The organism is Streptomyces sp. NPDC002156, from assembly GCF_053593675.1.
The window spans coordinates 1-18,740 of the sequence record NZ_JBSFDA010000051.1 but is presented as its reverse complement, the minus strand read 5'-3'; the positions used below and the strand labels follow the sequence as shown (position 1 = coordinate 18,740).

Annotated in this window: 14 protein-coding genes and 1 rRNA gene; 6 read left to right on the top strand and 9 right to left on the bottom strand. The window is 69.9% G+C overall.

The window, feature by feature from the left end:
• Positions 1 to 50: 50 nt before the first annotated feature.
• From glpK to ACWCRB_RS21570, 5 genes are all read right to left on the bottom strand, one after another.
• Entirely contained in the window at positions 51 to 1,562 is a 1,512-nt protein-coding gene (gene glpK, locus ACWCRB_RS21590) for a glycerol kinase GlpK (RefSeq protein WP_450997572.1), read from the bottom strand.
• A gap of 58 nt (positions 1,563 to 1,620) precedes the next feature.
• Entirely contained in the window at positions 1,621 to 2,346 is a 726-nt protein-coding gene (locus tag ACWCRB_RS21585; RefSeq protein WP_450997571.1) for an MIP/aquaporin family protein, read from the bottom strand.
• 340 nt (positions 2,347 to 2,686) lie between these two features.
• Positions 2,687 to 4,312: an EAL domain-containing protein gene (locus tag ACWCRB_RS21580; protein WP_450997570.1), complete on the bottom strand. Its 1,626-nt coding sequence runs from the start codon at positions 4,310 to 4,312 to the stop codon at positions 2,687 to 2,689.
• Positions 4,313 to 4,448: 136 nt separating this feature from the next.
• Positions 4,449 to 5,639: a lipid-transfer protein gene (locus tag ACWCRB_RS21575; protein ID WP_450997569.1), complete on the bottom strand. Its 1,191-nt coding sequence runs from the start codon at positions 5,637 to 5,639 to the stop codon at positions 4,449 to 4,451.
• Entirely contained in the window at positions 5,636 to 6,061 is a 426-nt protein-coding gene (locus ACWCRB_RS21570; RefSeq protein WP_450997595.1) for a Zn-ribbon domain-containing OB-fold protein, read from the bottom strand. Before ACWCRB_RS21570 ends, ACWCRB_RS21575 begins: the two co-directional genes overlap by 4 nt.
• A 246-nt stretch (positions 6,062 to 6,307) precedes the next feature.
• Here ACWCRB_RS21570 and ACWCRB_RS21565 point away from each other — a divergent pair, with 246 nt between their 5' ends.
• Positions 6,308 to 7,111 carry a M15 family metallopeptidase gene (locus ACWCRB_RS21565; protein WP_450997568.1) on the top strand — a complete coding sequence of 268 codons (804 nt, stop codon included), beginning with the start codon at positions 6,308 to 6,310 and terminating at the stop codon, positions 7,109 to 7,111.
• 48 nt (positions 7,112 to 7,159) lie between these two features.
• A complete protein-coding gene (locus ACWCRB_RS21560; RefSeq protein ID WP_450997567.1) occupies positions 7,160 to 7,693 on the top strand; it encodes an NUDIX domain-containing protein in 534 nt (177 codons plus the stop codon).
• Between the two features lie 6 nt (positions 7,694 to 7,699).
• Here ACWCRB_RS21560 and ACWCRB_RS21555 read toward each other — a convergent pair whose 3' ends face one another.
• Complete coding sequence (locus ACWCRB_RS21555) at positions 7,700 to 10,066, bottom strand: glycoside hydrolase family 31 protein (RefSeq protein ID WP_450997566.1); 2,367 nt, start codon at positions 10,064 to 10,066, stop codon at positions 7,700 to 7,702.
• Positions 10,067 to 10,248: 182 nt separating this feature from the next.
• Here ACWCRB_RS21555 and ACWCRB_RS21550 point away from each other — a divergent pair, with 182 nt between their 5' ends.
• Positions 10,249 to 12,225: an acetoacetate--CoA ligase gene (locus ACWCRB_RS21550; protein ID WP_450997565.1), complete on the top strand. Its 1,977-nt coding sequence runs from the start codon at positions 10,249 to 10,251 to the stop codon at positions 12,223 to 12,225.
• 19 nt (positions 12,226 to 12,244) lie between these two features.
• On the opposite strand, the gene ACWCRB_RS21545 is transcribed toward ACWCRB_RS21550, so the two are convergent.
• Entirely contained in the window at positions 12,245 to 13,564 is a 1,320-nt protein-coding gene (locus ACWCRB_RS21545) for an aminotransferase class I/II-fold pyridoxal phosphate-dependent enzyme (RefSeq protein ID WP_450997564.1), read from the bottom strand.
• Between the two features lie 45 nt (positions 13,565 to 13,609).
• On the opposite strand from ACWCRB_RS21545, the gene ACWCRB_RS21540 reads away from it, so the two are divergent.
• Both ACWCRB_RS21540 and ACWCRB_RS21535 read left to right on the top strand, forming a co-directional pair.
• The gene (locus ACWCRB_RS21540) at positions 13,610 to 14,884 is read left to right on the top strand and encodes an MFS transporter (RefSeq protein ID WP_450997563.1); all 1,275 of its coding nucleotides are present in this window, start codon (positions 13,610 to 13,612) and stop codon (positions 14,882 to 14,884) included.
• Between the two features lie 22 nt (positions 14,885 to 14,906).
• The gene (locus tag ACWCRB_RS21535) at positions 14,907 to 15,800 is read left to right on the top strand and encodes a hypothetical protein (protein ID WP_450997562.1); all 894 of its coding nucleotides are present in this window, start codon (positions 14,907 to 14,909) and stop codon (positions 15,798 to 15,800) included.
• Between the two features lie 104 nt (positions 15,801 to 15,904).
• On the opposite strand, the gene ptsP is transcribed toward ACWCRB_RS21535, so the two are convergent.
• A complete protein-coding gene (gene ptsP / locus ACWCRB_RS21530; protein WP_450997561.1) occupies positions 15,905 to 17,575 on the bottom strand; it encodes a phosphoenolpyruvate--protein phosphotransferase in 1,671 nt (556 codons plus the stop codon).
• A gap of 76 nt (positions 17,576 to 17,651) precedes the next feature.
• Complete coding sequence (locus tag ACWCRB_RS21525; RefSeq protein WP_450997560.1) at positions 17,652 to 18,101, bottom strand: PTS sugar transporter subunit IIA; 450 nt, start codon at positions 18,099 to 18,101, stop codon at positions 17,652 to 17,654.
• A 566-nt stretch (positions 18,102 to 18,667) separates the two neighbouring features.
• On the opposite strand from ACWCRB_RS21525, the gene ACWCRB_RS21520 reads away from it, so the two are divergent.
• Positions 18,668 to 18,740: ribosomal RNA gene (locus ACWCRB_RS21520) — 16S ribosomal RNA — on the top strand; the annotation flags it as partial.

Here is an 18,740-nt window from a genome sequence, read left to right as displayed (position 1 = left end):
CAAGAGGCACGCGCGCGCGTGGACCACGTTTTCCGCTCCGAGCGGTGGTTCTAGCCCCGGCCGTCGTCCTCCCAGCCGAAGCTCTTCTCCACGGCCTTGCGCCAGTTGTGGTACTCGCGGTCGCGCACCGACGCCTCCATGGCAGGCGTCCACTCGACGTCCTTCTGCCAGTGCGACTTCAGCTCGTCGAGGTCGTTCCACACCCCGGTCGCGAGCCCGGCCGCGTACGCCGCTCCCAGGCATGTCGTCTCGGAGACCTTCGGCCGGATGACCGGCACCCCGAGGACGTCCGCCTGGTGTTGCATCAGAAGGTTGTTCTTGGTCATGCCGCCGTCCACCTTCAGGGTCGTGATGCTCACCCCGGAGTCCTGGAACATGGCGTCCACGACCTCCCGCGTCTGCCAGCTCGTCGCCTCCAGCACCGCGCGCGCCAGATGCCCTTTGGTGACGTACCGCGTGAGGCCGGTGACCACCCCGCGCGCGTCGGAGCGCCAATAGGGCGCGAACAGGCCGGAGAAGGCGGGCACGATGTACGCGCCGCCGTTGTCGTCGACGCTCGCCGCGAGCGTCTCGATCTCGTCGGCGGTACGGATGATGCCGAGCTGGTCGCGGAACCACTGCACGAGCGCCCCGGTGATCGCGATGGACCCTTCGAGGCAGTAGACCGGGGCCTCGCCGCCGATCTTGTAGCCCATCGTCGTCAGCAGGCCGTTCTTTGAGGGGACGGGCCGGTTGCCGGTGTTGAGCAGCAGGAAACTGCCGGTGCCGTACGTGTTCTTCGCCGTCCCCACGTCGTAGCAGGCCTGGCCGAACACCGCGGCCTGCTGGTCGCCCAGCGCGGAGGCCACGGGGACGCCCGCGAGCTGGCCCACCGCGGTGCCGTACACCTCGGACGAGGACCTGATCTCGGGGAGGATCCCCTCAGGGACGTTCATCGCGGACAGGATGGACGCGTCCCATTGGAGGGTCTCCAGGTCCATCAGCATGGTGCGGCCGGCGTTGGTCACGTCGGTGACGTGCCGCCCGCCGTCCGTACCGCCCGTCAGGTTCCAGATCAGCCAGGAGTCGATCGTGCCGAAGGCGATCTCGCCGCGCTCGGCGCGGGCACGCAGCCCCGGTACGTTGTCGAGCAGCCAGGCCGCCTTGGGGCCGGAGAAGTAGCTGGCCAGGGGCAGTCCGGTCTGCTCGCGGAAACGGTCCTGCCCGTCGGTGCCGCCGAGCTCGTTGCAGAGCGCCGCCGTACGTGTGTCCTGCCAGACGATCGCGTTGTGGACCGGCTTGCCCGTGGCGCGGTCCCACAGGACCGTCGTCTCACGCTGGTTGGTGATGCCGAGCGCGCTGAGCTGGTCGGCGCGCAGCCCGGCCTTGGCGAGTGCGCCCGCGACCACCGCCTGCACCTTCGACCAGATCTCGGTGGCGTCGTGCTCCACCCATCCGGGCTTGGGGAAGATCTGGCGGTGCTCGCGCTGGTCGACGGCGACGATCTCGCCGTCCTGGTTGAAGACGATGCAGCGGCTGGACGTGGTGCCCTGGTCGATCGCGGCGACGAACTTGTCCGTCATGACGTCCCCTTCGTGGGAAGCTCCGGAAGTCTGCGGCCCCGGCACGCGCGCGTGCGTGTCAGAAGGCCGCGTTGAAGACGATCCCCGCCAGTGCGGCGCCGATCAGCGGCCCCACCACCGGGATCCACGCGTAACTCCAGTCCGAGGTGCCCTTGTTGGGTATCGGGAGCAGGGCGTGGGCGACCCGCGGGCCCAGGTCACGGGCCGGATTGATGGCGTACCCCGTCGGACCGCCGAGCGACAGACCGATGCCGACCACCAGGAAGGAGACGATCAGGATCGATGTGCCGGACTCGCCGAGCCCCTTGGTCAGACCGAAGGCCAGGATCGGCAGGACCAGCGCCATGGTCGCGATGATCTCGGTGACGAGGTTCGCGACGGGATTGCGGATCGCGGGCGTGGTGGAGAAGATTCCGAGCGTCGGCTGGGCGATCTCCTCCTCCGCGTTGGCCTGGAACTGGGCGAAGTACACCAGCCAGCACAGGACCGCGCCGAGGAAGGCGCCGACCATCTGCCCGGCGATGTACACGGGCACCTTGTCCCAGTCTCCGGTGTCGACGGCGATCCCGATGGTCACCGCGGGGTTGAGATGTCCGCCGGACAGCGGTGCGGCGGTGTACGCCCCGGCGAGCACGCCGAAGCCCCAGCCGAACGTGATGACGATCCAGCCGGCGTCCTTCGCCTTGGAGTAGTTGAGTACGACGGCGGCGACCACGCCGGCGCCGAAGAGGATCAGAATCGCTGTACCGATGATCTCGCCGACAAAGATGTCCCCATTGCTCATGGCGGCTCCTAGGCCTTCGCCCGGGGCGGTCCGGCCCCGGTCGACCTTGCAGGGTGCGTTCCCATGGCTACTTCAGCCGAGGACAGGGAGTTCCCGCGCCCCGCCCGGCGTCCGTGACGAGCGTGCCGTCGCAGCCGGATCGCCCGCATGGGAATGGCCCGTGGTGCGGTTGGGGCCCGCACGGCGCATTGCCTGATTACGCCGAGAATGTGTGGCGATGCCGACTGACACCGGAAGTGTTCTCCGACGTCCTGTGAGCGTCAAGGTCGCCGACGACACTGGTTGAGGCGCCCCTCGCGGATGCGATGGCGGTTCCTGTGGAACGGCCTCTCTGCCGCCCTCACCCCGCCTGCGCGGGTGCCAGCCCCGATCCCCGTAGGATCTCGTGGCCGGGCAGACCTGCCCGGCCGAGCACCCAGCTCGCCCCGTCGAGGGCTTTCGCCGCCTGCTTCAGCGGCGCCAGGCACGCGGCGGCCTGCCGGTGGTCCGCGACGCTGCCAGGCGCGCACAGGACCGTCGCCAGGGACAGCGTGACGGCGTGGCCGCCCGCGTACCAGGGCGTGTCGAGCACCGCCGACGCCAGCGGATCGAGACCTTCCGGATCCGCCAGGACGAGGAAGTCGTCCCCGCCGATGTGCCCCACGCGCGTGCTCCCGGACGCCGAGTGCGCCAACACCCGCGCCACCGACCGGATCAGCTCGTCACCGGCCGCGAACCCGGCACCGTCGTTGACCCGCTTGAAGTGATCGACGTCCAGCCAGCTCAGCGCGAACATCCGCCCGTCCGTGATCCGCCGGTCCACCTCCGCGGTGATCGCGTCCGAACCGGGCAGCCGCGTCAGCGGATTGAGCCCCGCCGCCTCCTCGACCCGGCTCTCGGCGAGCGCCCGTACGAGGTCCGCCAGCCGTACGACGCCCACGCACCGCCCGTACCGGTCGACGACCGCCACGTCGTCCGACGTACGGTCGCGGTCGCCGTCCGCGACCACGTCCAGGACCTCCCAGGCGGTCGCGTCGACGCCGACCGTGCGCGGCGGGTCACCCAGCTTGGCCGCGGGCCGGTCGGCGTACAGGGCGTGCCCGTAGCGCCCCGACATCGACAGCAGGAAGCGGGACCGGTGCACCGACCGGACGGGAACCCCGGTCTCGTCCACGAGCACCACCCCGGACACGTCGGGCGCCCCCGTCAGCAGCGCCCGCACCCGGCCCGCCGACGCGGTGGCAGGCAGAAGCGCGGCGGGCCGTACGAACTGCCGCACCGACGGCCCGGAAGGGGGCGTGGCGGCCGTCCCGGGGGAGAGCGGCGGAACGTATACGTCGGCCACGGGCAGCCGGGCGGGCGGGGCGAACAGCTCGCCCTGCGCCAGCTGGGCCCCGGCCGACACCGCGGCGGCGCACTGCAGTTCGGTCTCCACGCCCTCCACGGAAAGAAGCGCGCTCAGTTGCTCGCAGAGGGTCCGCATCGCCCGCACCGCAGCAGGCCGGTCCAGCAGGGACGCGTCGAGCTTCACCAGGTCGGGCGCCAGGTCCGTGAGCAGCCTCAGGGGTACGTCCCCGTCGCCGACGCCGTCCGCGCAGATCCGGAAGCCCTCGCCCCGCAGCACGGCCACCGCCTCCAGGAGCGCACGCTGCGGCACGTGCGTGTACGGCGGGACCACGTCCACCGTCACCTCCCACGGCAGCCGCCCCGCCTCGCGTACGGCGTGGTGCAGGGCGGCGAGCCCGCCGAGGTCGGCGAGGGTGCCGGCGAACACGTTGACGTGGAGCGGCAGCAGCGTCTCCCGGGCGGCCGCCGCCCGTACCGCCAACGCGGCCAGCCGGCCGTCGAGTTCGGGGTCACGGCGAGCCTGGGCGAGGATGTCGCCGCTCTCCGGGCGGGCCAGTATCTCCAGCGCCGCGACGCCGCCGGTCGTCAGATTGACGACCGGCTGGAAGGCGAAACGGAGAGCGTCCGTCCAGGAGGGCACGGCAGTATTTTGGCGCTCCAGGCGTACGCCCGGGCGCAGTTCACGAGGTGTTCACGCACGATTCCGAGCTGATCACAGAGCGTGGAAGTTCCCAGCTGGGCGCGCACTCGATGCGCACCGCCCGCCCATCTGTTCCTCACCGCACCGCGATCACCGACGAACCGTGCCCGAACAGGCCCTGGTTGGCCGTGATGCCCACACGCGCCCGCGCGACCTGCCGGTCACCCGCGTCCCCCCGCAACTGCCAGGCCAGTTCGCACACCTGTGCGATGGCTTGCGCGGGCACGGCCTCTCCGAAGGAGGCGAGACCGCCACTGGTGTTGACGGGTATGCGCCCACCCGGGGCCGTCGCGCCCTCCCTCAGCAGCTTCGCCGCCTCGCCCTCGCCGCACAGACCCAGATCCTCGTACCACTGCAGCTCCAGGGCCGTGGACAGGTCGTAGACCTCGGCCAGGGAGAGATCCTCGGGGCCGATGCCGGCCTCCTCGTAGGCCGCCCGTGCGATCGACGCCCGGAAGGTCCCGTCCGTGGGCTCCACGGCCACCGCGGAGTCCGTGGCGATGTCCGGCAGGTCCAGCACGGTCGTGGGGTACCGCGGTGTCACCGTCGACACCGCCCGGATCCGCACCGGTTCCGCGGCCCCGTGCCGGCGCGCGAACTCCATACCGGTCAGTACCAGCGCCGCCCCGCCGTCCGAGGTGGCGCAGATGTCGAGCAGCCGGAGCGGATCGGCGACCACCGCGGACGCGGCCACCTCGTCGGCCGTGACCCGTTTGCGGTAGCGGGCGTTCGGGTTGAGCGCCCCCAAGGCGGCGTTCTTCACCTTGACCTGCGCGAAGTCCTCCAGGGTGTCCCCGTGCACGGCCATCCGCCGCCGCGCGTAGAGCCCGAAGTACGTCGGGTTCGTCGCCCCCAGGACCCGGAACCGCAGCCAGTCCGGGTCGTCGGGCCGGTCCCCGCCGGCCGGCCGGAAGAACCCCTTCGGCGCCGAGTCCGCACCCACGACGAGCACCACCTCCGCGAGCCCGGCGAGGATCTGCGCGCGCGCCACGGCGACCGCCTGCGCCCCGGACGCGCAAGCCGCGTACACGCTGGTCACCCGGGCGCCCTGCCAGCCCAGCACCTTGGCGAACGTCGCCCCTGCCACATAGCCGGGATAGCCGCCGCGCACGGTGTCCGCCCCGACGACCGAGTCGACGTCCCGCCAGTCGATCCCCGCGTCGGCGAGTGCCGCGCGCGCGGCACTCGCGCCGTACTCGACGAAGCCACGCCCCCACTTGCCCCAGGGGTGCATGCCCACGCCGAGCACCGCCACATCACCGGTCATTTCACCACCCCCTTCGGTCGCCAGTGCCAGGTCGTCCAGGTCGTCTCCGCGTCCTCGTGGAGGACCCCCTGGACGACTTCCACCTCCATGCCCACCGTCAGATCGGCGACGGTGACCCCGGGAACCGCCTGCCCCAGCACCACCATCCGTTCGGACTCCAGCTCCACAGCGATCAACGCGTACGGTTCCCACGGAAGTTCCGGATCGGTCACATATGGTGACGGAGGCCGGTACCTGCCGTCGGTGTACGACCAGACCCGCCCGCGCCGGGACAGGGGCACCTCTGTCAACTCTCCGCCCGGACACCCTGGATTGCGGCAGTGGACGTCCTCGCGGGGAAAGAACACCGAGGCGCAGGCCGAGCAGCGGGTACCGAGGAGCCGGAAGTCGTCCCCGTCCCCGGTGAACCACCCGGCGACCACAGGTGTGCGGGTACGTGTCACATCCCCTCCAGAGGACTGGATCTGACGGAACGTCAGAAGTGTGGCACGGTCACTTCGGATTGGGCAGCCGTCGCACAGAACCGGACACCCCGTCCGTGCGTCGTCGTATCGGTAGGGACGGCCGGGGCCCACGGGGGTGGTTCCGGCCGTCCCTGGTGCCCGATCGGGCAGGATCGCATCGGATTGCTTCCCCGGAGAGATCCACAACTGATAAATGCAGGAGGCATGACACGACTTCCTGTCGCAGTACGTGGCTTGATGACAGCACTTGCCATGCTGCTGGCCGCCTCCGCTCCCGCCGTCGGATCCACCCCGGAAGCCGGGGCACCCGAAGACTTCGTGGCCCTGAGATCCGTCGACCCGACGATCATCCAGGAGATGCGCTACTTCACCCCGCACAACTTCGTGGGCGAGCCCATCGACGGCTACGAGCAGCCGATCTGCATCCTCACCAGGCCCGCGGCCGAGGCCCTCCACCAGGCCCAGCTGAAGCTGCGCCCGCAGGGCTACACCCTCAAGGTGTACGACTGCTACCGCCCGCAGCGCGCCGTGGACCACTTCGTCCGCTGGGCCGAGGACCTCGACGACCAGACCATGAAGGGCGAGTTCTATCCGGACGTCGACAAGACCCGCCTGTTCGAGGACGGTTACATCGCGGAGAAGTCGGGCCACAGCCGGGGCTCCACCATGGACCTGACGATCGTGAAGCTCCCGGCGAAACCGACCAGGCCGTACGTGCCAGGGGAACCCCTCGTGTCCTGCTACGCACCCCAGAGCGAGCGCTTCCCGGACAACTCGGTGGACATGGGCACGGGTTACGACTGCTTCGACACCCTCTCCCATACCCTCGACCCACGCATCCAGGGGGAGCAGCGCGCGAACCGGCTCCTCCTGAAGGGCACGCTGGAGACCCTCGGTTTCGTCAACCTCGCCGAGGAGTGGTGGCACTTCACGTTCAAGCCCGAGCTCTATCCGGACACGTACTTCGACTTCCCCGTTTCCGCGAGTTCCCTCACGCCGGCGTCCTGAGGAGCCCTCGGAAGGACCCCGTCCGCATGATCGGATACAGTCCGCCGCGTGTCCGTAAAACAACTATCAACCGACAACTCCGTGCCGGACTCCCACTGTTCGAGCTGCGGAGCGCCCTACGGAGAGGGCGTTTCCGGCTGGCCCCGCACCTGCCCCGTCTGCGGCGCCGTGGCCTACCGCAACCCGCTGCCCGTCGCGGTGGCACTCCAGCCCGTGTACGACACCAAGGGCGCCGCCCTGGTCGTCATCACCCGAACCATCGCCCCCGCGCGCGGGGGCACCGCCCTGCCCGGCGGGTATGTCGACCACCGCGAGGACTGGCGGCAGGCCCTCGTCCGTGAACTGAGGGAGGAGACGGGCATCGAGGCGGCGAGCCGCGATGTCCGGCTCGCCGACGCGATGAGTTCGCCGGACGGGCACCTGCTGCTCTTCGGAGTCCTCCCGGAACGCCCCGCCGACCACCTGCCGCAGTCCGCCGCCACGGACGAGACGGCCGGTTGGCACCTTCTGCGCAGGCCGGAGGAACTGGCCTTCCCGCTGCACACGGTGGCCGCCCGCGCCTGGTTCGAGGGCCGCTACTGAGCCCGCTCAGTGCGCGGCGAGTCCCCGTACGCGCACGGGGTGGGACGGCTCGCTCACGCCGTCCTCCCCGTCCCGCTCGACGACCACCCGCCGCCCCTCCCAACGCGTGACGTACCGCTCGATGTCCGCCTCCTCCCACCCGTCACCCTCGTCCGGCACCACCAGCCCGCCCCCGGTACGCCCGAGGGCGGGCGCCCACGCCTCCAGCTCCAGGCCGCCGTCGGCGCCCCGCACGGGTACGACGGCGCCCGCGCGCGCGAGAACCGGAATCCGCGACAAAGGGGCGTCGATCAGCACCTGACAGGGCCCCTCGTACGCCTGCTCCGTCACCGTGTCGTACCAGCGCCCGCGCGGCAGCTGTACCGCACGCCGGTCCGCACCCGGGTCGAGCACCGGCGCCACCAGAAGACAGTCACCCAGCAGAAAGGCGTCCTCGCAGTCCCGCAGCGCCCGGTCCTCCGGCGCCCCCCACCACAACGGCCGCACATAGGGCGCCCCCGTGCGCCGCGCCAGATGCGCCAGCGTCATGAAGTACGGCAGCAGGCGCCGGCGTTCGACGAGCACCACGCGCGCGTGGGCGAGGACGTCCGCACCGAACTCCCAGGGCTCCCTGCGCCCCGCCCGCAGACTCGCGTGCGTACGGAACAGCGGCAGATAGGCGCCCAGTTGGAACCACCGCAGATACAGCTCAGGCGACGGGCTCCCGTCGAAGCCGCCCACATCCGGACCCGAGTAGGGCACCCCGCACAGCCCGAGGCCCATGACCAGCGACAGTGACGCCCGCAGCCCCGGCCAGCCCGTCGCCACGTCCCCGGACCACGTCCCTCCGTAGCGCTGCATACCGGCCCACCCGGAGCGGGAGAATATGAACGGCCGCTCCTCGGGCGCCAGTTCGCGCAGCCCCCCGTAGGCGGCCCTGGCCATGCACAGGGCGTACACGTTGTGCGCCTCACGATGGTCGCCGCCGTGCCCCTCAAGCGCGTGGCGGGCCGAACGGGGCAGGGTCGACTCCCCGAAGGCGGTGAACGACGTGGGCTCGTTCATGTCGTGCCAGAAACCCGAGAACCCCTGCCCGAGCCGCTCCGCGTACATCCGGCCCCACCACGACCGCACGCGCGCGTGCGTGAAGTCGGGGTAGACCGACTCCCCGGGCCACACGACCCCCCGTACGAGCTGCCCCGACGCGTCCCGTACGAACGCGTCCTCGGCGCTCCCGCTGTCGTACACGGCGTTGCCCGGCTCGGCCTTGATCGCCGGGTCGATGATCGACACCAGCCGGATCCCGTCGCGCCGCAGATCCTCGGCGAGGGCCGGCAGCTTGGGGAACTGCTCCTGGTCGACGGTGAACACCTGGTGCCCGTCGAAGTGGTCGATGTCGAGATGGACCGCGTCGAGCGGCAGATCGTGCTGCTGATAGCCCGCGACGACCCGTCGCACTCCCTGCTCGCCACCGAAGCCCCAGCGCGCGTGGTGGTGGCCCAGCGCCCACGAGGGCGGCAATGCGGGAGCACCCGTGAGCAGGGCCCAGGTGTGCAGCACGCGCGCGGGGGTGCCCACCATCATCCAGCAGCGCAGCGGCCCGCCGTCCATCCGCAGCTCGCACGTTCCGGCCCGGTCATGCCCGGAACCCGCGCCCTCCTCGCCCTCCCGCAGGGTCACCGTGCCGTCCCAGGAGGTGTCCTGGAACACCAGATGGGTCGCCGCGTCGGCCACCACCAACTGCACCGGCATGGTGATGTACAGCGGATCGTCGCCGGGACCGAAGGCCCGGCCGGGATCCGTGTTCCACAGGTGGTACGTCCCATCGCGCAGCCGAAGTCCCGACGCGCGCCCGCCGAGCCCGAAGAACCGTGCGTCCGCGGCCACTTCGGAGCGCTGCATCCAGCGGCTCGTACCGCCGCCCACGGGTTCCCACCAGCGGGGCGGCAGTTCCCGCCGCAGGCTCACCCCTCCGGGGGTGAGCACTTCCACCGCACCGTGCCGCGAGACCACGACCGTCACCCGCTCGGCCACGACCCGCCAGCCACCGTCCTTGTCCGGCTCCAGAGAGGCACGGGGATCCGGCTCCGGACAGCGGCCCGTGAGCGCGTACGACGGCTCGGGACCGGCACCGTCCCAGCCCCAGAAGACCGCCCCGTTGACGGCGACGGTGATCCGCAGCTCGGCCCGCGCGAACCGGACGACACCACCACCGGGCCCCGGCGCCACGTCCCGCACGGCGCCCGGCACCCGCGCGCGCTCGGTACCCCGAGGCGGCAGCCCGGCGGCGTCGGCGCGTCTCCTGCGCCACGCGGCCCGCACGGTACGCAGCCCCTGAGCCGCCCCCGCCGAACCGACCGCCTTCACCGAACGCACCAGGTCACGACCGTCCATGCTGTTCAGCCTGCCACTGACTTCGCCCGATATACGTACCGTTCAGTATCCGTTCACTCTGACAATGACCACATCTTCATCTCCGCGACACGACACCCGCGCGGCGCACCCTGGTGTCCGAGTCGATCAGATGGCATGGTCCGTGTCAGCCGTGTCATGCGCACTGTTCCGGGAGCCGCCCCATGTCCACCACCAACCCCACGCCTCTCTGGCAGCCGGACCGAGAACGCGTCGCCCGGGCCAGGATCACCAAGTTCCAGGCCTGGGCGGCCGAACGACACGGAGCCCCCGCCGACGGCGGCTACGCGGCACTGCACCGCTGGTCCGTGGACCAGCTCGACACGTTCTGGCTAGCCGTCACCGAGTGGTTCGACGTGGGCTTTTCGACGCCCTACGCGCGCGTGCTCGGCGATCGCTCGATGCCCGGCGCGGAATGGTTCCCCGGGGCGACCCTCAACTACGCCGAGCACGCCCTGCGCGCCGCGGACACCCGCGCGGACGAACCGGCCCTCCTGTACGTCGACGAGACCCACGAACCCCGCCCGGTGACCTGGTCCGAGCTGCGCCGCCAGGTCGGCTCCCTCGCCGCCGAGCTGCGTGACCTCGGAGTACGCCCAGGAGACCGCGTGAGCGGCTATCTCCCGAACGTTCCGCAAGCAGTGGTCGCCCTGCTCGCCACGGCTGCGGTGGGCGGCGTATGGACGTCCTGCGCCCCCGACTTCGGCGCGCGCAGCGTCCTCGACCGCTTCCAGCAGGTCGAACCGGTCGTGCTGTTCACCGTCGACGGCTACCGCTACGGCGGCAAGGAGCACGACCGTCGCGACACAGTCGCCGAACTCCGCCGCGAACTGCCCACCCTGCGCGCCGTCGTCCACATCCCGCTGCTGGGCACCGAGGCCCCCGAAGGCGCCCTGGAATGGTCCGCCCTCACCTCCGCGGACGTGACACCCGCCTACGAACAGGTCGCCTTCGACCACCCCCTGTGGGTGCTCTACTCCTCGGGCACGACCGGCCTCCCCAAGGCCATCGTGCAGTCCCAGGGCGGCATCCTCGTCGAACACCTCAAACAACTCGGCCTGCACTGCGACCTGGGGCCGGAGGACCGCTTCTTCTGGTACACGTCCACCGGCTGGATGATGTGGAACTTCCTCGTCTCCGGCCTTCTGACGGGGACGACGATCGTCCTGTACGACGGCAGTCCCGGCTACCCCGACACGGGCGCCCAGTGGGGGATCGTCGAACGCACGGGCGCGACCCTTTTCGGCACCTCGGCCGCGTACGTCATGGCCTGCCGCAAGGCCGGCGTGCACCCGGCCCGCGACTTCGACCTCTCCAAGGTGCAGTGCGTCGCCACCACCGGATCACCGCTGCCCCCCGACGGATTCCGCTGGCTGCACGACGAGTTCGCGGAGAGCGGGGCCGCACTGTGGATCGCCTCGGTCAGCGGTGGCACGGACGTGTGCTCCTGCTTCGCAGGAGCCGTACCGACCCTCCCCGTGCACATCGGCGAACTCCAGGCGCCCGGACTGGGCACCGACCTGCAGTCCTGGGACCCGAGCGGAAAACCCCTGGTGGACGAGGTCGGTGAACTCGTGGTCACCAACCCGATGCCGTCCATGCCCATCCACTTCTGGAACGACCCCGACGGCAGCCGGTACCACGACAGCTACTTCGACACCTATCCCGGAGTCTGGCGCCACGGCGACTGGATCACCGTCACCTCGCGGGGCTCCGTGATCATCCACGGCCGTTCCGACTCCACGCTCAACCGCCAGGGCGTACGCATGGGATCGGCCGACATCTACGAAGCCGTCGAGCGACTCCCCGAGATCAAGGAATCCCTCGTCATCGGCGTCGAACAGCCCGACGGCGGCTACTGGATGCCGCTTTTCGTCCATCTCGCGCCCGGAGCCGTCCTCGACGAGGCCCTCCTGAACCGCATCAAGCAGACCATCCGTGAACAGCTCTCCCCGCGCCACGTCCCCGACGAGGTCATCGAGGTCCCCGGAGTTCCGCACACCCTCACCGGCAAACGCATCGAAGTCCCGGTGAAGCGACTTCTCCAGGGCAGCCCCCTGGAGAAGGCCGTCAACCCCGGCTCCATCGACAACCTCGACCTGCTGCGCTTCTACGAGGAGCTGGCCCGCAAGCGCTCCTGACCGCCCCCGGGAACAGCGGTCAACCACCGTAGGTGGCCTCGGACTCGACCAACACGGTTGCGAAGTCCGAGGCCAGCCGCACCGCGTCGGCCGGCTGGAGGTCAGCCACCGCGATCCGCACCGCGGGCCCGGACGCGAGCCGGAACCGTGCCCCGGCCGCGACCCACCAGCCGTACGACCGCAGCCCGTTCACCACGGCGGACTCGTCCGGCACGGGCACCCACACATTCATCCCGCTCGCCCCCCGGGCCGGGATCCCGTGCCGGTCCAGCTCCCGCAGCAGCGCGTTCCGCCGCAGCGAGTACGTTTCCCGCGCACTGGCGACCAACGCGCGCGTGCCGTCGTCCGTCATCAGCCCGTACACGGTCTCCTGGAGCAGATGACTGACCCAGCCGGACGTCAGCAGCATCCGTCCGTCGTGCCGGGCCAGTGTGGTCGGGTCACAGGCCGCCGCGGCCCACCGCAGATCGGTCCCGAGGAACTTGCTCACCGTACGGACGTGCACCCACCGGGCCAGACCGCCCGAGGTCAGCGTGTACAGGGGCGCGTCCGCGACGGCGGACGCGTGATCGTTCTCGACCACAAGGACCTCCGGCTCCTCCCGGAGCACCGCGACAAGCGCGTCCCTTCGCGCCGCCGAGAAACACCCCCCGCGCGGATTCTGCGCGCGCGGGCTGCACACAACGGCCCGTACGCCCGTCCGCAACGCCTCTCGCAGCGCTTCCGGAAGCAGCCCCTCGTCGTCCACGGCGACGGGGACGTTGCGCAGCCCCAACGCGGTCACCAGATCCAGCAGATGGTGGTAGCCGGGGTCCTCCATGGCCACCGCATCGCCGGGCCGCAGCTCTACCGACAGCAGCCGCCCGATCAGATCCAGCGCCCCATGGGCGAAGGCCACGTGCTCCGTCGGCACCCCGTCGGGCCCGAACCACTCCCGTACGACGTGTTCCAGTCGCGTCAGCCGGGGTGTCGCGCGATGCGACCGGGCGCCAGGGGAGAGACGTGAGGGCGGCACCAGCCGGGGGAGCAGATCGGGATCGGGGTGCCCGCCGGCCAAGTCGCGCAGTCCGTCCGGGACCTTGGGAGGCCGCCGTGAGGCAACCGCCGGAGCCGCCGCCACCACGGTCCCGCCCCGACCGCGCGTGACCACGATCCCGCGCCGCTGCAACTCCTTGTAAGCCGTCGCGACCGTCCCCGGACTCACTCCCAGTTCATCGGCGAGCCGACGCACCGGAGGCAGCGCGGCCCCCGGCCCCAACGACCCCTCGGACACGCCTCGTTCGACGGACGAGGCAATCCCCTTGGCCGTCGTACCACTGATCCCATATTGTGTTGCCACGTTGAAGATTATGTATCAGTACATAAATTGAAGCAAGGGGGAGACGTGAATCCACTGCGCCGTGCGTCAGCCTGGACCGACCGCGTACCAGGGGGCCTCGACGGCCGCAGAATGCTCCTGATCACCCTCGTCGACCGAGTCGGCAGCGGCCTGTGGGCATCCGTCTCCGTCCTGTACTTCACCTATGTCGCGGGCCTCTCCATTGGCGAGGTCGGCACTCTCGTCGCCGCCGCGGGAGTCATCGGCATCGCCGGGGCACCCATGGGCGGCCGCCTCGCCGACCGCTTTCCGCTCACCCGCGTCCTGATCGCCGTCCAAGTGATGCGCGCCCTGGCCTCGTTCACCCTGCTCACGGCTGACCACTACGCCGTGCTTCTCGCATGTACGGCCGTCGGCGGCTTCGGCGACCGCGCGTCGAGCGTCATCACGAAGCTCTACGCCACCCGTGTCGCAGGCCCGGACCGCGTCCGCTATCAGGCGGTCAACCGGACGGCAGCCAACGCGGGCTGGGCCCTGGGAGGCCTCGCAGCCGCCGCGGCTCTGGCCCTCGGCACCACCACGGCATACCAATGGCTGCTCGTCGGCGACGCACTCTCGTTCGTCGCCACCGCGGCACTCACCCTCCGCTGCGCCGAACCCCCTTCGCCCTCCCGCACGGTAGCCACGTCCTCCGACCCCACGCCCACGACCAGACCGGCGAACCCCTGGCGCGATCGCACCTACCTCGCCTACGTCGCCACCGAGACCGTCCTCTTCCTCGACGACGCGGTCTTCAAGGTCGGCCTGCCCCTCTGGATCGCCCACACCGGCAGCGCACCGACCGGCCTCGCCCCACTGCTGATGGTCCTCAACAACGTGATGGTGGTTGCCCTCCAAGTCCCCCTGGCCCGCTTCGGCGCCACCACCAAGGCCGCTCGTAGGCTCCTGCTCCCGCTGTCCGCGGTCTTCGCCCTGGGTGGCATCACCATGGCCCTCTCGGCAACCGGTACGACTGTCTCCGCGACGCTCTTCCTCACCGCCTCGGCCGCCGCCTTCACCGTGGCCGAGATGCTCCACGCCACCGTCTCCTGGGAACTCTCCGTCGCCCTCGCCTCCGACACCGCCCAGGGCTCGTACCTCGGAGTCCATGGACTCGCCCAAGCCGTCCAACGCAGCATCGGTCCACTCGCCGTCACGGCAGCCATCGCCACCGGCCCCGTCGGCTGGGCCTGTTTCGGCGCCGGCATCGCTGTGACCTGCGTGATCCAGCACCGCCTCGTCCGCGACCGCCTGACCCGAACCCGATTGTCAGTGGCCCCGGTTACTGTGAGTGAGCATTGATCGACTGCGCACAGGGGGAACCATGACGAACACCAGGCACTCGACCATGCGGCGCGTTCTGCGCCGCGAAATCGCGGGCACCATCGGCCTGCTCACCGACGAGCACGACTTCCGGGCGATGCGGCGCTACCGCAGCTTCACCTTCGACAACCACAGGTCCTACCTCCGCGAGGTGGAAGCTCTTCTGAAGAGCCTTGCCGCCCAGGGCAACCACACCACCGTCGCGCTCTTCGACCCCGAGGAGTACGCCGAGTTCTGCACCGCAACCGGCCTCGACCCGGACGCCCCGTCCAGCCGCACCCGCTTCACAGCGGAACTGGCGACCACGGGCCCGACCGTCCCTTACGACGGCCAGCCCCTCGCCGAACTAGTCCCGGACCTCGTCGACGAGGCCGTCCGACAGGCGACCTGGGAGTACGCCGCCACACTCCTGGCCCGCATCGGTGCCTGCGCATCCTGCGGCGAGGACATCGGCCACGCGGCCTTCGCCCGTGCCTCGAACCTTCTGGTCCGCATCCTCGACACCGCCCCGCGGGGAAACAGGCACCTCGTCTGCAGCGTCACGACACCAGCCGAAACACTGGTCGCCGTCCTCCACGCGGACGACGACAGCGAGGGCGCCACAGAACTCGACGAGGCCGAAGTCCTCGAGTTCACCACGGTCCTGGCCCTCGGTATCGCCTCCCAGAGCCCCGGAGGCCTCGTCATGCGCACCACCGCCCCCGGGACCACCGACCGCGTCTACGGCTGGCGCCTGCGCGGAAACGGCGTCGAGCCCCTGACGGCCGGCGAGGTATTCGACGCCTACTGCACCGACGCCGAATCAGGCGACCTCATCTCACCGGAATCGGACGTCGACTACTGCTCACCCCCCGACCTCGGAGGAGACGAACCCACCACAGGCCACGCCCACTGAACGAACAACGGGCGAGGGGCGCCCCGCATGAAGTGGGACGCCCCTCGACGAACGACGATCTGCACCGGGCCGGTCTGTCCAACGACTCGGCGCCGGCCGGCCGCTCACTCGCCGGACAGCACCGCCTGAGCAGCGTCGCGCGCCTCTTCGGCGCTGTCCGCAGCCCGGGCCGCCGCAGCGGCCCGCTCGCACTGCGCCAGCGTGTACTTCGCCAGTGACGCCCGCACATAAGGAATCGAAGCCGCGCCCATGGAAAGAGAGGTGACACCCAGACCGGTCAGCACACACGCGAGCAACGGGTCCGACGCCGCCTCGCCACAGACACCACAGCTCTTGCCCTCGGCCCGTGCCGCGTCGGCGGACAGCGCGACGAGGTCGAGCAGCGCGGGCTGCCACGGATCCTGCAAGCGCGAGACCGCACCCACCTGACGGTCGGCGGCGAAGGTGTACTGCGCGAGGTCGTTGGTCCCCAAGGACAGGAACTCGACCTCCTGGAGGATCGAGCGTGCACGCAGCGCGGCCGACGGGATCTCCACCATGGCACCGAACTTCGCCTGCAGCCCGGCCGCGCGGCACGCGTCCGCGAATGCCTTGGCGTCAGCTCGGTCCGCGACCATCGGAGCCATGACCTCGAGATAGACCGGCAGACCCTCCGCGGCCTTCGCGAGCGCCGTCAACTGTGTGTGCAGCACATCGGGGTGATCGAGCAGGGTCCGAAGACCGCGCACGCCCAGAGCCGGGTTCGGTTCGTCTGCCGGCGTAAGGAAGTCCAGCGGCTTGTCCGCGCCCGCGTCGAGCACCCGTACGACGACACGCCCCTCGGGGAACGCTTCGAGGACTTGCCGGTACGCCTCGATCTGCTTCGCCTCGGACGGCGCGCTCTTGCTGTCGTCCAGGAACAGGAACTCGGTACGGAAGAGACCGACACCCTCGGCCCCGGCCTTGACGGCAGCCGGTACGTCCGCAGGTCCGCCGACGTTCGCCAGCAGCGGCACCTTGTGACCGTCGGAGGTGGCCCCGGGCCCGGTCGAGGCTGCCAGCGCCGCCTTGCGCTGGGCCGCTGCCGCCTCCAACTGCGCCTTCTTCTCCGCGCTGGGTTCCACGAAGATCTCGCCCGTGCTGCCGTCCACGGCGATCACCGTGCCCTCGGCCAGCTCACCCGCACCGGGCAACGCCACCACAGCGGGGACCCCGAGAGCCCGCGCCAGGATCGCGCTGTGGCTGGTCGGCCCACCTTCCTCGGTGACGAAGCCGAGCACCAGAGTGGGGTCAAGCAGCGCAGTGTCGGCGGGCGCGAGGTCACGAGCAATAAGGACGTACGGCTCGTCGCTGTCGGGGACACCGGGCATGGGCACCCCGAGCAGACGGGCGACGATACGATTCCGCACGTCGTCGAGGTCGGCCACGCGCCCGGCGAGGTACTCCCCGGCACCCGCCAGCAGAGCGCGGTATGCGGCGAACGCGTCGTACACAGCGCGCTCGGCCGTGCTCCCGACCGCTATTCGCCGCTCCACGTCTGCCATCAGGTCGGGGTCCTGGGCCATCATGGCCTGCGCTTCGAGCACCGCCTGGGCTTCGCCGCCAGCCAGATTGCCGCGTGCATTCAGGTCCGCAGCCACAGCATCCACGGCCTGGCGGGCGCGCCCCTGTTCGCGCTCCGCATCTTCGGCCGGAATCTGCTTCGCAGGCGGTTCGAGCACCGCCGTTCCCATGTGCCGAACCTCGCCGATCGCCACACCGTGGCTCACACCGACGCCTCGCAGCGTTGTCTCCATCTCACCCGTCTCCGTTAGTGCGGCGGGTCCCGCCGCCGCGGTGGTTTTCCTGCCTGCCGTCATCGTCCGGCCGACGTCACTGCCAACCGAAGAGGCTGTCGCCGGCCTTCACAGAGCCGTCTTCGATGAGATCGGAGAGGGAATCAGCGGTGGCCTCGAGCGCCACGATCGGGCACACCGGCGACTTGCCGGCAGCTTCGACGGCGGCAGGGTTCCAGCGCACCACGCTCTGACCACGCGTCACTGTGTCGCCCTTGTTGACGAGCAGCTCGAAGCCCTCGCCATTGAGCTGCACGGTGTCGATACCAAGGTGGGTGAGTACACCGTGGCCTTCGTCGTCCACGACGACGAAGGCATGCGGGTGGAGCGAGACGATGACTCCGGAAACAGGGGCGACGGCCTCCGAAGGCTCACGCACGGGGTCGATCGCGGTACCGGGGCCGACCATGGCTCCGGAGAAGACCGGATCCGGCACGGCGGCCAGTCCGATGGCACGCCCTGCAAGAGGGGACGTCACGGTGGTCAAGGGAAGCCTCCCGGGGTGGAGATTCATACCGGCCGTCACTGCCTGTCCCGGACGGCACACTGTTGAGCAGCGTATGTCATATGAAGTGCCGGTTCCGTGCGAGAGACGGCGGTTGACGTCCGTAGAGCACCACGCAATCGATTTGCGCGTGCTCCGAGCGCCCGTGTACAGTCGTACTCCTGCTTGAGGCCGAGTGACGCGATCAAGTGCCTTTGCCTGGCAGCACCCAACTTGTCAGATCTTATCCCGGGGTCTTGTTCTGCATGCCTGCTGAACGATGGTCAGGGAGACGGAAAAACACTGATAGAGTTTGGAACACCGAAGGGAAGCGCCCAGAGGAAAACCCGAGAGAAATTCTTGGGTGAGTACGAAGGAAGCGTCCGTTCCTTGAGAACTCAACAGCGTGCCAAAAATCAACGCCAGATATGTTGATACCCCGTCCATCACATTCGTGATGGTCGAGGTTCCTTTGAAGTAATACAACACAGCGAGGACGCTGTGAACGGTCGGGCTTATTCCGCCTGACTGTTCCGCTCTCGTGGTGTCAACCGGATTACCGGTGAACATTCACGGAGAGTTTGATCCTGGCTCAGGACGAACGCTGGCGGCGTGCTTAACACATGCAAGTCGAACGATGAA